The following is a 17097-nucleotide window of genomic DNA, read 5'->3' on the forward strand; positions in this document are numbered from 1 at the left end:
GGGCATCCGGTTACTTTGCTGTGAAATCTTGGCGTTAATATGAAATAGGGTGTGGGGATAACATATGGCAGGTTCTGCTCGCAGTGCGATGGCTGCCAAGGCACTTCAGACGATACTCAATATCGGCCTGCTGGTGCTGGCGACTATTCTGGTGATTTTTTTAGTCAAGGAAACGTTCCATCTGGCGAAGGTGCTGTTGATCTCCAACGAGAAAGATTCCTCCTATCAGCTGATAGAAGGCATTGTGATCTATTTCCTGTATTTTGAGTTCATTGCGCTGATCGTGAAGTATTTCCAGTCAGGCTATCACTTCCCGCTGCGCTATTTTATCTACATCGGCATTACGGCCATCATTCGCCTGATTATCGTCGATCACAAAAGCCCGTCGGATACGCTGGTGTATTCCGCGGCGATCCTGCTGCTGGTAGTGACGCTGTACCTGGCAAACAGTAATCGCCTGAAACGGGAATAAGAGAAACATAAATAGTCGAAACGCACCGCTATTCCAGCAGCGAGCACTGAGGCGGTAGCCGGCAGTGAATCGCGGCGGGAAGCACCTCGATGCGGAAGCGTTTGGCGGTGAGCGGCTCGCCATCCAGATTAAACGTCATATCGTCTGGCGCGGTAATCTCCAGCCAGGGTAGGGTAGCGGAAATCATGTTCTGGTTTTCGCTGCCGGTAAACCAGGCCTGAAGCATATTGGGCAGCAGCTCCGTTGCCGATAGCACGCTCAATTCCAGTTGCCCATCGTTAATCAGCGCTTCTGGGCAAAGTTCCTGTCCGCCGCCAGCCTGACGACCGTTCCCCACCGCGATGACCAGCGTATCGCCTTCCCAGTGAAAATCCGGCCCGCGAATCTCACAGCGCTCGGCTTGCAGCATGTCCATGCGAAAGAGCGCGTGCAGCACGTAAGAAGCACTTCCCAGCGCGGCCTTCATCTTGGCCGGTGTCTCGGTGGTAATACGCGTGGCGAAGCCGCCCGTCGCCATGTTAATGAAATAGTGGCTGTCGTTCACTTTGGCGACATCAATGGCGGTGGCGCGGCCTTTGATCGCCAGCGTCAGCGCGTTGTGCATCTCCATCGGAATCTGACAGCTGGTGGCGAAATCGTTGGCCGTACCCAACGGTACAATCCCCAGACACGGACGTACCGCTTCCGGCTGCACCGCTAAAGCGGCGGCGACTTCATTGACGGTGCCGTCGCCGCCTGCGGCGATGACGTTATCCGCGTTGAGCTGGATCGCCTCTTCCACATAGCGTTTAGCATCGCCATATTCCCACGTCACGCGGACATGCAGGGTATAGCCGTCCTTTCGCAACTCATCAATGGCCTCGCGGAGTTCTTCATTGCCCGCGCTCTTCCCGTTCAGAATCAGCAGTGTGATTGGATTTTTTTCCATATCTTATTTCTCAGGCTGCGATGTTGTCGTTCATTCAGAGGCCGTTAATTCAGAAATAGCACAGTGAATACAAACGTGTTGCAGTTAATCATAGTCACTAAATAGGCAGGCAGATATCAGAAGAGTCGGTGTATGTGTGCGGTGGGAAAATACGTGGGCGTGAGAAAAGAAAAGCCAGCTCAAGGGAGATTGAGCTGGCCAAGGAGGTGGTTCCTAGTAGTATCACTACGCTTATTTTTCGTTCTATGTTTTCTCAGCGACGCAATACTAACCACAAGACCGGTGAATTGATGTGATCTGTTTCTAATATTCGTTAAAAAACCCTGAGCTTTGTAACGATACCTTCGGGCGGTTGACGTACCGAGTCGCGGGTGAGAAAGGTCGATAATAGGAGAGCATACTATAAGGAAGGGCTCGCCTTGTGGGAGGCATTGCCGGATGTACGGGACATCCGGCGGTATGACCGGTTTATTCCGCGTTAGGGTTACGCGTGGTGGTGCCCGGCAGATTGCGCAGCAGTAGCGCATAATCCAGCGAGACATCGTCCGGTACGGGCAGATAGACGATATGGCCGTTACCCGGCGCCACATTGGTCGGCTGACCTTTGGCATTTTGCATCGATTCGATGGTGAATTGAATATTGCCGTTTGGCGTCATCATTTCCACGCTGTCGCCGCAGGAAAATTTGTTCTTCACCTCGACTTCTGCCAGCCCATCGCGGCGCACGCCAGTGAATTCCCCCACAAACTGTTGGCGATCGGAAACGGAATAGCCGTAGTCGTAGTTCTGGTAATCCTCATGCACGTGGCGACGCAGGAAGCCTTCGGTGTAGCCGCGGTGCGCTAAGCCTTCCAGCGTTTCCAGCAGCGTCGGGTCGAACGGTTTCCCTGCTACTGCGTCGTCAATAGCGCGGCGATAAACCTGTGCAGTACGAGCACAGTAATAGAATGACTTGGTGCGGCCTTCGATTTTCAGCGAATGAACCTGCATTTGCGTCAGGCGTTCAACGTGCTGGATCGCGCGCAGATCGCGGGAGTTCATGATGTAGGTACCGTGTTCGTCTTCAAAGGCGCTCATGTACTCGCCGGGGCGCATGCTTTCTTCCAGCATAAAGACTTTGTCGGTCGGTTCGCCGATGCCCAGCGCGGGCTCAACGTTTTTCACTGCGATAGGTTCGTGCTGATGGACGATATTTCCGACTTCGTCTTCTTTGCCTTCCTGAACCTTATATTCCCAGCGGCAGGCGTTGGTGCAGGTGCCCTGATTCGGATCGCGTTTGTTGATGTAGCCGGACAGCAGGCAGCGGCCAGAGTAAGCCATGCACAGCGCGCCGTGAACGAAGATTTCCAGTTCCATATCCGGGACGTTCTGGCGGATTTCTGCAATCTCTTCCAGCGACAGTTCGCGGGACAGAATCACACGCGTCAGCCCCATCTGCTGCCAGAATTTCACCGTCGCCCAGTTGACCGCGTTAGCCTGAACGGAAAGGTGAATATCCATCTGTGGGAAGTTTTCCCGTACCAGCATAATCAAACCCGGATCGGACATGATCAACGCATCCGGCCCCATTTCGATCACGGGTTGCAGGTCACGCAGGAAGGTTTTCAGTTTGGCATTGTGCGGCGCGATGTTAACGACGACGTAGAATTTCTTGCCTAGCTCATGCGCTTCGTTAATGGCTTGCGCCAGCGTCTGATGGTTGAATTCGTTATTGCGCACGCGCAGGCTGTAGCGGGGTTGACCGGCATAAATCGCGTCCGCGCCATAGGCAAAGGCGTAGCGCATATTTTTCAGCGTACCGGCCGGAGAAAGCAGTTCCGGTTTAAACATGGTATCTCTCGATTCTGATCACAAGTCAGGCCGCTCCACGGCGGGAGCAGTAAAGGCGGAGGATTCTAGCGCTAATAGGGGGAAATTGCAGTAGACGACACACGAAACGTGGGCCTATTGTTTGACGTAAATCAATTTTTTGACCTAAATAAAGAATGGCCTGCCATTAATGGAACAGGCCAGATCTCGTGGTATTAACGCGTGGCGATACGGGATTTTCCAAACGTTTCACGGTTATGAGGCTGAGACAAATCGACCAATGGACCAATCGGTACAATCTGCGTCGGGTTCAGCCAGGCAATACCGTAATAGCCCGCTTTGATGTGGTCGATATTGACCGTCTCCGCGATGCCCGGCCACTGATAGAGTTCGCGCAGGTAGTTCGACAGATTTGGGTAGTCGGCAATGCGCTTCAGGTTACATTTGAACGCGCCGTGGTAGGCCACGTCAAAACGCACCAGCGTCACGAACAGACGCCAGTCGGCCTCGGTCAGCGTGTCGCCGAGCATATAACGATGATTACCCAGATGATCGTCCAGCTCGTCCAGCGTGGCGAATAGCGTGGTGACGGCACCGTTATAATGTTCCTGCGTTTTGGCAAAACCGGTTTTATACACGCCGTTGTTGACGTTGTGGTACACGGTTTCGTTCCTGCTGTCGATCTCAGCGCGCAAATCTGATGGATAGAAATCGAGGTGATTACCGGTCAGGTCGTTAAATTCGCTGTTCAGCATGCGGATGATATCCGCCGATTCGTTGTTCACGATGCGGCCTTCTACCCGATCCCACAACACAGGCACCGACACCTTTCCGGTATAGTCGGGCACGCTGGCGGTGTACAACTGGTGCAGGTAGTGAATCTCGCCTACATGCTCGCCAGCATCCTGCGGGGTGGCAAACTCCCAGCCGTTATCGGCGATGCGTGGGTTGGCAACGGAAAGCGAGATGATGTTCTCCAGCCCTTTCAGCTTGTGGAAAATTAGCGTGCGCGATGCCCACGGGCAGAGATAGGAGACAAAAAGCTGGTAACGCCCGGCTTCTGGCACCAGCTCGGTTTGCCGAAATTTGGTTTCTTCACGGTGGAACGCGCCGTTTTTGATCTCTTCCGCCGCGACATCGCCGTTAACCCATTTGCCGTTCACTAAACCTGACATATGCTTTTCCCTTATCTGTGCTGTTGCAGGTGACCCCTCTCCCGCACTGTGTGCGAGGTGATACCCGTTATTATTGTAGGCTTAAAATGGTAGCAGCCTCAGGAAAAGAGAAAATGACAAAATTTTCATTAAGTCGGACAGTATTTTTGACCAGCATGGGAGTGGGGTGGCTAACGCTTAGCCGCCAGCAGGCCGTATAGCGCAGAGTCGGACACCTCGCCGTCTACGATCCAACGCTGCTTTAACAGCCCTTCCTGCGTGAATCCCAGACGCTCCAGCGATCGGGCTGACGCCACATTGCGGGGATCGATTTCGGCTTCCAGTCGGCTTAGCCCCACCGTTCCAAAGGCAAAATCCCTCAGGGCAGAGAGCGCTTCCGCCATATAACCTTTCCCTTGCGCACTCGCCGCCAGACAGTAGCCGATCTCGGCGCGCTTAGAGTCAATCTCAAGGTTGAACAGTACGCAGGTGCCGATGAGCTCGCCGCTCTCCTTCACCTCCAGACCCAGCTTCATATAGTGTCCGGCGCATAACGCGCTCCAGTATTCGTCGATCGCGTCATGCGCCTGTTCGATCTGCTGCCAGGGCGGATGGTTCCAGAAACGCATCACAACCGGATCGGACATAAAGACAAACAGCGCAGGTGCATCATCACGGTAGAGCGGACGCAGCCGCAGGCGAGGTGTTTCGATTTTGGTGGTTTCGGAAAATAGCGCAGTCATTATCGTGAAAGCCTCTCTTCGTGTGCATCATAGGGCGGTTGGTGTTATACCTCATTGCAGGGCGCGGCTTCCCAGCGATAGCCGATGCCGTATACCGTGCGGATAAATGAGGTCTCTTCGTCCAGCAGTTCCAGCTTACGACGCAGGTTTTTGATGTGGCTATCAATGGTGCGGTCAGTCACGACGCGGTAATCATCGTAAAGCTTATCCAGCAGCGCCTCGCGGGAAAACACCTTGCCCGGCTCGGTGGAAAGTGTCTTGAGCAGGCGAAACTCTGCTGGCGTCAGGTCAAGGTTCTGCCCCAGATAGCTGGCCTGAAAGCCGCCTTTATCAATCACTAGCGCGGTTTCGGTTTTCTCGATGGCTTTCACGCCGTCGTTCTGCCAGCCGCAGCGGCGCAGCAGCGTTCTGACGCGCACCACCACTTCGCGCGGGCTGAAGGGCTTACAAATATAGTCGTCGGCACCAATTTCCAGCCCCAGCAGGCGATCGATCTCCTCGCTGCGGGCGGTGACCATAATAATCGGCACGTTGGAAAACTGGCGGATCGTGCGGCAGAGCGTCAGGCCGTCGCAGCCCGGCAGCATTAAATCCAGCAAAATGAGTGAGGGGGAATGCTGCCGCACCCAGTCGACGACGTCGTTGCCGTTGGGCAGCCAGTGTGTGGCATAGTCCGCGGCTTGAAGATAATCCACCAGCAGTTGCCCCAATTTGGGTTCATCTTCGACGATCAGAATGGGTGACGCTATAGCGAAATCGGGTGCGGTTGTCATAGCTCTGCTTATTTTCGGTTTCAGGAATAGCAATCAGTCAGGATTGTGCAAGGGTAGCTCAATGGTAATCATCACGCCTCCTAATGGCGAATGTTCAGCATACAGCCGTCCGCTATGCGCCTCAACGATATTATTGCAGATTGCCAGCCCCAGCCCGGAGCCGCCGCTGGCGCGGTTGCGCGACCCTTCCGCGCGGTAAAAACGTTCAAAAATCAGCGTGAGCTGCTCGTCGGTCACGCCGGGGGCGCTGTCCTGCCAGATAATCGCCCAGCGTTTATGTTGCTGAACCAGCGTAATAGCCACCTGCCCCTGTTCATCGGTGTAGCGCAGGCTATTTTCCAGCAGGTTGTTAAATAGCTGGCTTAAGCGATCCGGGTCGCCAAACACATCAGCCTGAGTCGGTAATTCGGTGGTGAGCGTAATCTGCTTTTTCTGGAAACGTTCATGAAACGCGGCGATAGCAATCTGCAGAATTTGCACCACGTCTACCGACGTTTTGCGGTAGGCCAGCGCCCCGCGATCGGACAGGGTGAGCTGATGCAGGTCGTCCACCAGTTTGGTGAGCGTTGTCACCTCAGCCTGGAGCGAATGCAGAGAATGCGCATCGGGCTTACGTACGCCGTCCTGCAACGCTTCCAGTTCGCCACGCAGCACCGCCAGCGGCGTGCGTAATTCGTGAGAGACGTCGGCCATAAAGGCGCGGCGAGACTGTTCGTTTTTTTCCAGCGTGCTGGCAAGCTGGTTGAAATCCTGCGCCAGCCTGCCGAGTTCATCGTGCGAGCTGGCTGTCACACGGGTGCTGAAATCACCTGACGCCAAACTGTGCATGCCGTTAACCAGCCGTTTGACGGGCGCGAGCAGGCCACGTGCGGTCAGCCAGGTGGCGATGATAGCAAGCAGCGTCGAGAGCGCGACAATCAGCCAACTGGTGCGCTGCTGTTGTTGATCGAAGCTGATGTCGGCGTTGCGGGTCAGGCGCTCAACGGGTGAGGCCACAATCCAGCCGACCGTCTGGTTTTGTACCTGAATGGGCTGCGAGGTACCTTCTTTCGGTATCGGTGCCGGGGAACCAAACAGCTTGCGTTTGTTTGCATCCAGCACCCAAAGACGCACTCGCCATCCCTGCATGCTGTTGTCAGTGTCGCTGTTTTGATCCATCGAGTGCAGCATTTTGAACACCAGACGTTCATTGTTGCGTAGGAATGACCAGTCGCCGTGCAACTGATATTGCTCTGCGAGTGCGTCGCGTAGCTGCGTGACCCGCTGTTCGTTGCCGCGCTTAATGTAGTCGATAAAGCCGCGCTCGAAGCTGACGCGCACGCCCCAGTGCATGGTAATCAGCACCAGCATACAGGTGGCGAAAATCGCGAGGAACAGCTTGGCGGTGATTCCGAATTTCATAACGACCTCACGATTGACGCGGCAGCGTTGACTGCTTGATGGTGTCCGGCGGGACACGGTTAAAAATCAACGCGGGCAGGGCGATGATGACGATCATGCTGAGATAGGTGTAAATAAACACCATGTGGGTTTCTCCACTTCCTGCTGCCATGTGCGGTTGAGAAAACATGCCCAGCAGAATACCTGCGATGCTGACGCCGAGGCTGGTGGACAACTGCATGGTCATCGACATCAGGCTATTGCCGCCGCTGGCGAGCGTATCCGGTAGATCTTTCAGCGTTAGCGTGTTCATGGTGGAGAAACGAATGGCGTTCACCATGCCGAGGAAGAACAGCACGATCGGAATCATCCAGATCCATTGCATAAGCGCGACCAGCGCAAATAGCGCGGTGACCAGCGCCAGCAGCAGCGTGGAGACAATCAGCACGCGACGATAGCCTAAGCGGTTGACGATCTGCACCACGATTCGCTTCATTCCCATGTTGCCTAGCACCATTGGCACCATCATCAGCCCGGCATGGAACGGCGAAAAGCCCATTCCCAACTGCAAAAATAGCGGCGTCATAAACGGTAACATACCGCTGCCGATGCGTGCCAATAGCCCGCCTGTCAGGCCGATAGAGAAGGTATGGGTGTCGAACAGACGCAGATTAAACAGGGCTCGTTCGTTACGGCGCGCGTGTAGCCAATAGCTCAGCAGTGCGATCAGCCCGACGGTGATTAACGCAAAAATGGCAATCGGCGGAATGCCGAGGCTGCGGTTACCGTCCAGCGCCAGCGTCAGCGTCGCCATACCGACGGCAAGCCAGAGGAAGCCGCTGATGTCAAAGCGTTGTGTCCGCATGGTGTAATTGGGCATCAGGAACCAGGTAGCCAGCGCGCCGATAATGCCAACGGGCAGATTGATGAGGAAGATCCAGTGCCAGCTGGCGTATTCCACCAGAAAGCCGCCGAGTGCGGGCCCCATTAACGGACCGATTTGACCGGGCAGCGTCACGAAAGTCATCGCTGCCATATACTGATCGCGCGGGACAATTTTCATCACCGTCAGCCGCCCTACCGGTACCATCATCGCCCCGCCGACGCCCTGAATAACGCGTGAGATCAGCAGCTCATTTAGCGTTTCTGAACGGGCGCACAGCAGCGACCCGAACGTAAACAGCAGAATCGCGGCGAAAAAAATGTTCTTCACGCCGATACGATCCGCCAGCCAGCCGCTGGCGGGCAGCATCACCGCCACGGTCAGCACATAGGAAACAATCACCGAATGCATATGCAGCGGGCTTTCATTCAGACTCGCGGCCATTGACGGCAGCGCGGTATTCACGATGGTGGTATCCAGCGTCTGCATAAAAAAGCCAAAGGCAACAATCCAGAGCTGCCAGCGGACAGAGGCGGAATTCATTGTTGTTGCCCCTGGCGTAAAAAATTGTACTGAGGCGTAAGCTGGCTCACGGGTGAGTGGCATGGACGCCACGAAAGACAGTGCCGCGCCGGGAGCGCGTCACTGGCGGCCCGTAAAGAGACTGCTTTCGGCGAAGGCACCGCGTAGCGGTACAATTTAGCGCCACAAGCCAGGGTTCCAAGGGCGACGGCAATTGAGCCGCCCTTGGTCGGGCGCGTTCGGGGCGCTACTAGAAAAATGGTGAAGCTTGAGCGCACGAAACCTCCCCTGGAATAGCATGTTATTAGATCTTTACCGTTACTCATGTTCAGCCAGATAGTGACAAATCCTGCCGCTCATCCGAGAGATCATCTCCTCCTCAGCATCATTTATGCCAAGGTGGGAGTTCGTTGCGAGCTATATATTCCTTTTCTGTCACTTCGTGCGCTTAACATTTTCCTCGGCGTAAAAAATTGTACTGAGACGGAAGCTGGCTCACGGGTGAGTGGCATGGACGCCACGAAAGACAGTGCCGCGCCGGGAGCGCGTCACTGGCGGCCCGTAAAGAGACAGCTTTCGGCGAAGGCACCGCGTAGCGGTACAATTTAGCGCCACAAGCCAGGGTTCCAAGGGCGACGGCAATTGAGCCGCCCTTGGTCGGGCGCGTTCGGAACGCTACTAGAAAAACAGCGAACGTTAAGCGCACGAAACTTCCCCTAAAGTAGCATTTTACCAGTGCTCATGTTTAGCTATGACAGTGACACATCCCTCTCCGGTGCTTTGCGCCGAATATTCCTCAGCTTGTCGAAAAACAGATATACCACTGGGGTGGTGTACAGCGTGAGGATTTGGCTCATCACCAGCCCGCCGACGATCGTGATGCCGAGTGGCTGTCGCAATTCCGCACCGTCGCCGCTAGTCAGTACCAGCGGCAGTGCGCCAAACAGCGCGGCCAGTGTGGTCATCATAATCGGGCGGAAACGCAGCAGACAGGCCTGAAAAATCGCGTCCTGCGCGCTCAGCTTGCCGCTGCGCTGGGCGACCAGCGCGAAATCCACCATCATGATCGCGTTCTTCTTCACGATCCCGATCAGCAGCATGATGCCAATCAGCGCCACCAGACTGAACGGCGCGCCAAACCACTCCAGCGCCAGCAGCGCCCCCACGCCCGCCGAGGGCAGGGTAGACAGAATCGTCAGCGGATGCACATAGCTCTCATACAGCATACCCAGCACGATATACACGGTGATAATTGCCGCCAGAATCAGCAACAGCTGGGAAGACTGCGACTGCTGGAACGCCTGCGCCGTACCGGAGAACTGGCCGCGTACCGCTGACGGCACGCCCAGCGACGTCATGGTTCTTTCTATCGCCGCCGTGGCGCTGGACAGATCGGTGCCTTCCGGCAGGTTGAAAGAGATGGTCGAGGCGGCAGACAACCCCTGATGGTTCACCGATAGCGGCGCGTTGATCGGTTTCCAACTGGCGAAATAAGAGAGCGGGATGGGTTTACCTTCGTTGTTGATTACGAACATCTTGTTCAGTGAACTGACGTCCTGCGTGTAGGCGTCATCTACTTCCATCACCACCTTATATTGGTTTAACGGTTGGTAAATGGTTGAAATCTGACGCTGCCCGAAGGCGTTATTGAGCAGCGCGTTGACGGCAGAGACGTTGATGCCGAGCTGCGCCATCGCATCGCGATCGTAGGTTAGCGCCATTTCCGCGCCTTTGTCCTGCTGATCGGAGTTCACATCGGCCAGCTCAGGCAGTTTGCTAAACGCCGCACGAATCTTGGGTTCCCAGATGCGTAGTTCGCTCAAATCGTCAGACAGCAGCGTGTACTGGTATCCTGCGTTCGCTTCCCGCCCGCCGATGCGGATATCCTGCACCGGCATTAAAAACAGGTTAGCGCCGGGTTCTTTTGCCAGCTTGATGCGCAGGCGGCTGATCACCTGTTGTGCCGACACATCTCTCTCGGACAGCGGCTTAAGCGAAATAAACATCGAACCGCTGTTGGTGCGCGATCCGCCAGTAAAACCGTTAACGTTATCCACCGCCGGGTCGCTGCTGACAATGGTCATGAAGTTCTGGAGTTTCACCGTCATGGCCTGAAAAGAAATGCTCTGGTCAGCTTGAATAAAGCCCATCAGCCGGCCCGTATCCTGTTCGGGAAAGAAGGTTTTTGGAATGCTGATATACAGCCAGACGTTGAGCGCGATGGTGCCCAGCAGGATCAGCAGAACCCAGCGTGCATGGTTGAGCACCCATTTCAGCGATCGCCCATAGCCTTGTTGCATCGCCAACAGCACGCGGTTAAAACCTTGCTTGCGCGGCTGGCTGCGTTTAGGGACGGCACGCAGCAGTCGCGCGCATAGCATCGGCGTGAGCGTGAGTGAGATCAGCAGCGAAATCATGATCGCCACCGACAGCGTGACGGCGAATTCGCGGAATAGCCGCCCCGGTAAGCCGTCCATCAGCAGCAGTGGGATGAACACGGCAACCAGCGACAGACTCATGGATAAGACGGTGAACCCCACTTCGCGCACGCCCTGAAGCGACGCCTGTAGCGGTTTCATGCCCGCTTCGATATGGCGGGAAATATTCTCCAGCACCACGATAGCGTCATCCACCACGAAACCGGTGGCAATGGTCAGCGCCATCAGCGACAGGTTGTTCAGGCTAAAGCCGCACAGGTACATCGCCGCGAAGGTGCCGATGAGCGATACCGGTACGGCCAGCGCCGGAATGGCGGTCGCACGGCCGGAACGCAGGAACAGGAAGACGACCAGAATAACCAGCGCAACGGCGATCACCAGCGATTGTTCCACTTCCGCCAGCGATGCACGGATGGTGGGGGAACGATCCTGTGCGACATCCAGCTGTATTTCGGCAGGGAGGCTAGCGCGCAGCTCCGGCATGGCGGCACGGATATTGTCTACCGTGGTAATAATGTTGGCATCCGGCGCGCGGCGAATCATCACCAGAATCGCAGGTTTCGCGTTCGCCATCCCCGCGTTACGGGAATTCTGCACCGAATCTTCCACCGTTGCGACGTCGCTCAGGCGGACGGCGGCGCCGTTGTTGTAGTGGATAATCAGCGGCGCGTAGGCATCGGCGGTTTTGAGCTCATCGTTGGTTTGTATCTGCCAACTTTTCTGGCTGTTTTCCACATTGCCCAGCGGCTGGCGGACGTTCGCCTGCGCGATAGCCTGCCGTACCTCGTCGAGGGAAATACCCTGATTGAACAGCGCCACCGGATTCAGCGCGACGCGCACGGCGGGGAGGGAGCTGCCGCCGATGGAGACATCGCCGACGCCTTCCATCTGCGAAATTTTCTGTGACAGCTGAGTCGAGGCAAAGTCGTACAACTGCCCCTGACTGTAGGTGTCCGAGGTCAGCGTCAGGATCATGACGGGTGCGTCGGACGGATTGACTTTGCGGTAGGTCGGTCGGCTGGACATACCGGACGGCAGCAGGTTCTGTGCCGCGTTGATGGCTGCCTGCACATCACGCGCTGCGCCGTTGATATCGCGATCGAGGTTAAACACCAGAATGACGCGCGTGCTGCCGAGCGAACTGGTGGAGGTCATTTCGCTGACGCCTGCGATCCTGCCGAGTGCCCGTTCCAGCGGCGTCGCGACGGCGGAGGCCATCGTTTCTGGCGAGGCGCCGGGCAGGGAGGCGCTGACCGAAATCACCGGGAAATCCACCTGTGGCAGCGGCGACACCGGCAACAGGCGGAAACCCAGTACGCCACAGAGTGCGATGGCCAGCGTCAGCAGCAGGGTGGCGACGGGGCGGTGGATGAACAGGGCGAAGAACTTCACTCGGTTTCTTCCTCCTGACGCGCTAAACGGCGGAAACGCGTTGCCAGACGGTCAAACAGCAGGTAAATCACCGGTGTGGTAAACAGCGTCAGAATCTGGCTCATGATCAGGCCGCCGACCATACAGATCCCCAGCGGCTGGCGCAGTTCCGCGCCGACGCCAGTGCTCAGCATCAGCGGTAGCGCACTTAGCAACGCCGCCATGGTTGTCATCAAAATCGGCCGAAAACGCAGCAAACAGGCCTGATAAATCGCGTCGTACGGTTTCATACCCTGTTCTCGCTCCGCCGCCAGTGCGAAGTCGATCATCATGATGGCGTTCTTCTTCACGATCCCGATGAGCAAAATAATTCCGATAATAGCGATCACATCCAGCTCATTCCCCGCCATCATCAGCGCCAGCAGCGCGCCGACGCCCGCTGTTGGCAGCGTGGACAAGATGGTGATCGGGTGAATAAAGCTTTCGTACAGCACACCGAGCACAATGTACATCGCAACAATCGCCGCCACGATCAGCCATACGGTGCTGCTCAGCGCCGATTGGAACGCCAGCGTACTGCCCTGAAAACGGGTGGTGATATCCGCAGGCAGATTCATTTGCTGTTCGGCCTGCGTGATGGCATCCACCGCTTCACCCAACGCATAGCCTTTAGCGACGTTGAAGGAGATCGTCGTCGACGGGAACTGGTCAATATGGTTGATCGCCAACGGCCCCTGACGCTCTTCAATGGTGGCAATACTGCTGAGCGGAATGGTGCCGCCGTCGCTGCTGATGAGGCGCACATCATTCAGCGCGTCCAGACCGGTGTTGTTCGTCGTATCGTGCTCCAGCACGACGCGGTACTGGCTAGCCTGCGTATAGATGGTGGACACCAGACGCTGACCAAAAGCGTTGTACAACGCGCTGTCGACCTGCGACATCGTGATGCCCAGACGGCTGGCGCTGTCGCGATTCACGTTGACGTAGGCGACGGCGGCGCCGTCTTGCCAGTCGCTGCTGACATCCTCTAGCTGCGGCAGTTTTTTCAGTTCGGTCATCAGCTTCGGCACCCAGACGCTGAGTTCATCCAGCGACATCGCCTGTAGCGTAAACTGGTACTGCGTGCGGCTAATCTGAGTATCGATAGTGAGATCCTGCACCGGTTGCAGATACAGCTGGATGCCGGGAATCTGTGCGGTTTGCTGTTGCAGACGGCTGATGACCTCTGGAATACGTTCGCTGCGTTCGCTGAGCGGTTTCAGGTTGATTTGCAGTCGGCCGCTGTTTAGCGCGGCATTGGTGCCGTCAACGCCGATGAATGAAGACACGCTCTCCACCGAGGGATCTTTCATGATGATGGACGCGACGCGCTGCTGGCGGTCGGCCATATTGCTGAACGAGACCGTCTGCGGCGCCTGCACGGTGCCCTGAATAATGCCGTTATCCTGGATCGGGAAGAAGCCTTTCGGGATCCAGATATAGAGCAAAACCGTCAGCAGGAGCGTACCGAGCGCGACGCTGAGCGTCAGCCACGGATGGTTCAACACCTTGCGCAACCAGACGCCGTAGACATCAATCAGACGAGTGAAGAAGCGTTCGCTGGCGCGGGTAAAACGGTTCTGTTTACGCAGCGACTGATGGCTCAGCATGCGGGCGCACATCATCGGCGTTAGCGTGAGCGACACGACGGCGGAAATCAGGATAGACACCGCCAGCGTAACGGCAAACTCGCGGAACAGCCGTCCGACGATATCGCCCATAAACAGCAGCGGGATCAGCACGGCGATGAGTGAGAACGTCAGAGAAATAATGGTGAAGCCGATTTCTCCCGCGCCCTTCAGCGCGGCGTTAAGCGGTTTTTCCCCTTTTTCGATATAGCGGGCAATGTTTTCAATCACCACGATGGCATCATCCACCACGAAACCGGTGGCGATGGTCAGCGCCATGAGCGTCAGGTTATTGATGGAAAAACCGAGGAAGTACATGGCGGCAAAGGTACCGATCAGCGACAGCGGCACGGCGATGCTGGGGATCAGCGTGGCGACGGCGTTGCGCAAAAACAGGTAAATCACCATGACGACCAGCGCGATAGCCAACAGCAGCTCGAACTGGACGTCTTTCACCGAGGCGCGAATGCTGGTGGTGCGGTCAGTCAGCGTGGTGACCTCGACGGCGTTCGGCAGGCTGGCTTTTAGCGCCGGCAGCATCTTGTTAATGCTGTCCGTGGTCGTGATGACGTTGGCACCCGGCTGGCGCTGAACGTTGATAATGATCGCCTGCTGCCGATTCGCCCAGGCTCCAAGATGAATATTCTCGGCGGCCTGCTCGATGGTTGCGACATCCTGAAGCCGCACCGGTGCGCCATTCTTCCACGCGACAATCAGCCTGCGGTAATCATCAACGCTCTTCATCTGGTCGTTGGCGGAGAGCGTGACCGAGCGCATCGGACCGTCCAGACTCCCCTTGGCGGAATTCACGTTGGCGGCGGTAATCGCGGTGCGAATCGTTTCGCTGGTCAAGCCGTATGCCGCCAGCGCTGGCGCATTCAGCCTTACCCGCACGGCAGGACGTTGCCCACCAGCTAACGACACCAGACCGACGCCCGCTACCTGCGAGATTTTTTGCGCGATGCGGTTATCCACCATGTCCTGCACCTGCGTCATCGACATGGCGCTGGAGGTGACGGCCAGCGTCATAATCGGCGGATCGGCCGGGTTTACTTTGCTGTAGGTCGGCGGATAGGGTAGATCGTTAGGCAGCAGGTTACTGGCCGCATTGATGGCGGCCTGTACATCTTGTTCGGCGACGTCCAGCGACAGTTCAAGCTGGAACTGAAGCGTGATGACGGATGCGCCGCCGGCGCTCTGCGTCGACATCTGTTTTAGCCCGGACATCTGGCCGAACTGCCGCTCCAGCGGCGCGGTAATCGCCGACGTCACGACATCGGGGCTGGCGCCGGGATACAGGGTAATGACCTGTATCGTTGGGTAATCCACTTCGGGCAGGGCGGAAACCGGCAGCGCCCGATAGCCGATGATACCGGCCAGCAGAATGGCAATCATCAGCAGCGTTGTTGCGACCGGGCGCAGAATAAACAGGCGTGACGGCCCGCCGCCGCTGGCTGGAACGGTATCCTGCATCAGGATTTCTCCCCGGTGATGGCAGGCGTTTTCTCCGTCAGCGCTGAGGGCACGACTTCCACTTTCGCCCCTTCGGTCAGGCGGTCGATACCGTCAGTGACGACCTTCACGTCGGCGTCCAGTCCGGCCGTTACCACAACCAACTGGCCGTACTGAATACTGGTGGTAACCTGACGCTTACTGACTTCGTTTTTATCATTCAGAATCCAGACGAAGCGGCCTTCATTCCCCATTTGCACGGCGGAAGAAGGCGCGACGACGGCGTTTTTCAGCGTGTCGACCTTCATGCGGATATTCACGAACTGGTTCGGGAACAGGGCATCGTCCAGGTTGTCAAAACGCGCCTTGAGCTTGATCGTGCCCGTGGTGGCGTCGATCTGGTTGTCCATGCTCAGCAGGGTGCCCTGTGAGAGTTTCTTTTGATTGGCGCGATCCCAGGCTTCCACCACGGGGGGCTGGCCTGATTTCTGCGCACTCAGAATGGTGGAGATTTCCGCTTCCGGTACGGTAAAGACGACATCAATCGGGTAGGTCTGCGTAATCACGACAATGCCATTGGTGTCGCCGCTGGTGATGTAATTCCCGACATCGACCTGCTTTAAGCCGATCCGGCCGCTGATCGGCGCGGTGATCTTACTGTAATCCAACTGGAGCTGTGCGCTGGCTACGGCACCTTCATCGGCTTTTAGCGTTCCTTCTGCCTGACGAACGGCGGCGGTCTGGGCATCCAGCTCCTGACGGGAAATCAGGTTGGTTTTCACCAACTGCTGGTAGCGCGCTAAATCTTGTTGAGCATTAGCCAGCACGGCCCGATCTTTTGCCAACTGCCCCTGTGCCTGTGTGAGCTCCACCTGAAAAGGCCGCGGGTCGATTTCCGCCAGCAGGTCACCGGCTTTAACCTGTTGCCCTTCCTGAAAGTGCAGTGCCATCAGTTCACCGTTCACCCGGCTGCGCAGCGTGACGGTATTGGCTGCGGCGACGGTGCCTAAACCGGACAGGTAGTAGGGGACGGACGCCGATTGCGTCAGCGCAGCCTGCACGGGGGCCAGCGTGCGCATGGCCGCTCGGCGTCCACCGCCATTGCCACTGCTGCTGTTTCCCGAATGTGACGTACGGGCGGCGTGCTGTTCACTCGTGCCGGGGGCGGCAGGGGGAGTCTGGGTAAAGTGGCGCCAGATCAGCACGGCAATAGCGATAACGGCGGCAAGTATCAGCAGGCCTCGGATACGTTTGGCATTCATAGTGATGGATTACTCTCTCCAGGTTGCGCGGGAAGCACGGTGTACCCGTCATGCTTCAAGCTGCACGTGCGTGCGTTGTCACTTTAGCAAGCAGGTTATGGAACCATGTCCTTATTTTACTAGTTTAAACAGGAGATGCCGGACAAAAATGAAGGAAATATGGAAGATATGTCAGGGTTTGTAGGGAAAAAAATCCGGCAGCGCGAGGCTGCCGGATAGGGATAAAAATTCTATAACACGATG

11 protein-coding genes are annotated in these 17097 nt (G+C 56.6%); 1 reads left to right on the top strand and 10 read right to left on the bottom strand.

The window, feature by feature from the left end; genetic code table 11:
- The first annotated feature begins 64 nt into the window (after positions 1-64).
- Entirely contained in the window at positions 65-472 is a 408-nt protein-coding gene (gene psiE, locus WCT94_RS18275) for a phosphate-starvation-inducible protein PsiE (protein ID WP_039486479.1), read from the top strand.
- Positions 473-500: 28 nt separating this feature from the next.
- Here the strand turns inward: psiE and yegS are convergent, their stop codons facing one another.
- From yegS to WCT94_RS18325, 10 genes are all read right to left on the bottom strand, one after another.
- On the bottom strand, positions 501-1400 hold the full coding sequence (gene yegS / locus WCT94_RS18280) for a lipid kinase YegS (RefSeq protein WP_336870892.1): 900 nt from the start codon (positions 1398-1400) through the stop codon (positions 501-503).
- A gap of 468 nt (positions 1401-1868) precedes the next feature.
- Complete coding sequence (gene trhP / locus WCT94_RS18285; RefSeq protein WP_336870894.1) at positions 1869-3230, bottom strand: prephenate-dependent tRNA uridine(34) hydroxylase TrhP; 1362 nt, start codon at positions 3228-3230, stop codon at positions 1869-1871.
- Positions 3231-3424: 194 nt separating this feature from the next.
- Entirely contained in the window at positions 3425-4384 is a 960-nt protein-coding gene (locus tag WCT94_RS18290) for a glutathione S-transferase family protein (protein ID WP_336870896.1), read from the bottom strand.
- A 170-nt stretch (positions 4385-4554) separates the two neighbouring features.
- A complete protein-coding gene (locus tag WCT94_RS18295) occupies positions 4555-5106 on the bottom strand; it encodes a GNAT family N-acetyltransferase (RefSeq protein ID WP_336870898.1) in 552 nt (183 codons plus the stop codon).
- Positions 5107-5150: 44 nt separating this feature from the next.
- Complete coding sequence (baeR, locus tag WCT94_RS18300; RefSeq protein WP_336870900.1) at positions 5151-5879, bottom strand: two-component system response regulator BaeR; 729 nt, start codon at positions 5877-5879, stop codon at positions 5151-5153.
- Positions 5880-5912: 33 nt separating this feature from the next.
- Complete coding sequence (baeS, locus tag WCT94_RS18305; RefSeq protein WP_336870903.1) at positions 5913-7280, bottom strand: two-component system sensor histidine kinase BaeS; 1368 nt, start codon at positions 7278-7280, stop codon at positions 5913-5915.
- Between the two features lie 7 nt (positions 7281-7287).
- Positions 7288-8685: an MFS transporter gene (locus WCT94_RS18310; RefSeq protein WP_442955507.1), complete on the bottom strand. Its 1398-nt coding sequence runs from the start codon at positions 8683-8685 to the stop codon at positions 7288-7290.
- 728 nt (positions 8686-9413) lie between these two features.
- The gene (gene mdtC, locus WCT94_RS18315; protein WP_336870907.1) at positions 9414-12494 is read right to left on the bottom strand and encodes a multidrug efflux RND transporter permease subunit MdtC; all 3081 of its coding nucleotides are present in this window, start codon (positions 12492-12494) and stop codon (positions 9414-9416) included.
- Entirely contained in the window at positions 12491-15613 is a 3123-nt protein-coding gene (locus WCT94_RS18320; protein ID WP_336870909.1) for an MdtB/MuxB family multidrug efflux RND transporter permease subunit, read from the bottom strand. The genes mdtC and WCT94_RS18320 overlap by 4 nt, the downstream gene beginning before the upstream one ends.
- Entirely contained in the window at positions 15613-16854 is a 1242-nt protein-coding gene (locus tag WCT94_RS18325; protein WP_336870912.1) for an MdtA/MuxA family multidrug efflux RND transporter periplasmic adaptor subunit, read from the bottom strand. Before WCT94_RS18325 ends, WCT94_RS18320 begins: the two co-directional genes overlap by 1 nt.
- Positions 16855-17097: the final 243 nt, after the last annotated feature.

The sequence above is a fragment of the Pectobacterium sp. 1950-15 genome, assembly GCF_037136835.1.
GTDB lineage: Bacteria > Pseudomonadota > Gammaproteobacteria > Enterobacterales > Enterobacteriaceae > Pectobacterium.

Bases quoted from the DNA above. Each gene is read 5' to 3' on its own strand.
- psiE (WP_039486479.1), top strand. From the start codon at position 65: ATGGCAGGTTCTGCTCGCAGTGCGATGGCTGCCAAGGCACTTCAGACG.
- trhP (WP_336870894.1), bottom strand. From the start codon at position 3,230: ATGTTTAAACCGGAACTGCTTTCTCCGGCCGGTACGCTGAAAAATATG.
- yegS (WP_336870892.1), bottom strand. From the start codon at position 1,400: ATGGAAAAAAATCCAATCACACTGCTGATTCTGAACGGGAAGAGCGCG.
- baeS (WP_336870903.1), bottom strand. From the start codon at position 7,280: ATGAAATTCGGAATCACCGCCAAGCTGTTCCTCGCGATTTTCGCCACC.
- WCT94_RS18290 (WP_336870896.1), bottom strand. From the start codon at position 4,384: ATGTCAGGTTTAGTGAACGGCAAATGGGTTAACGGCGATGTCGCGGCG.
- WCT94_RS18325 (WP_336870912.1), bottom strand. From the start codon at position 16,854: ATGAATGCCAAACGTATCCGAGGCCTGCTGATACTTGCCGCCGTTATC.
- WCT94_RS18310 (WP_442955507.1), bottom strand. From the start codon at position 8,685: ATGAATTCCGCCTCTGTCCGCTGGCAGCTCTGGATTGTTGCCTTTGGC.
- WCT94_RS18295 (WP_336870898.1), bottom strand. From the start codon at position 5,106: ATGACTGCGCTATTTTCCGAAACCACCAAAATCGAAACACCTCGCCTG.
- baeR (WP_336870900.1), bottom strand. From the start codon at position 5,879: ATGACAACCGCACCCGATTTCGCTATAGCGTCACCCATTCTGATCGTC.
- WCT94_RS18320 (WP_336870909.1), bottom strand. From the start codon at position 15,613: ATGCAGGATACCGTTCCAGCCAGCGGCGGCGGGCCGTCACGCCTGTTT.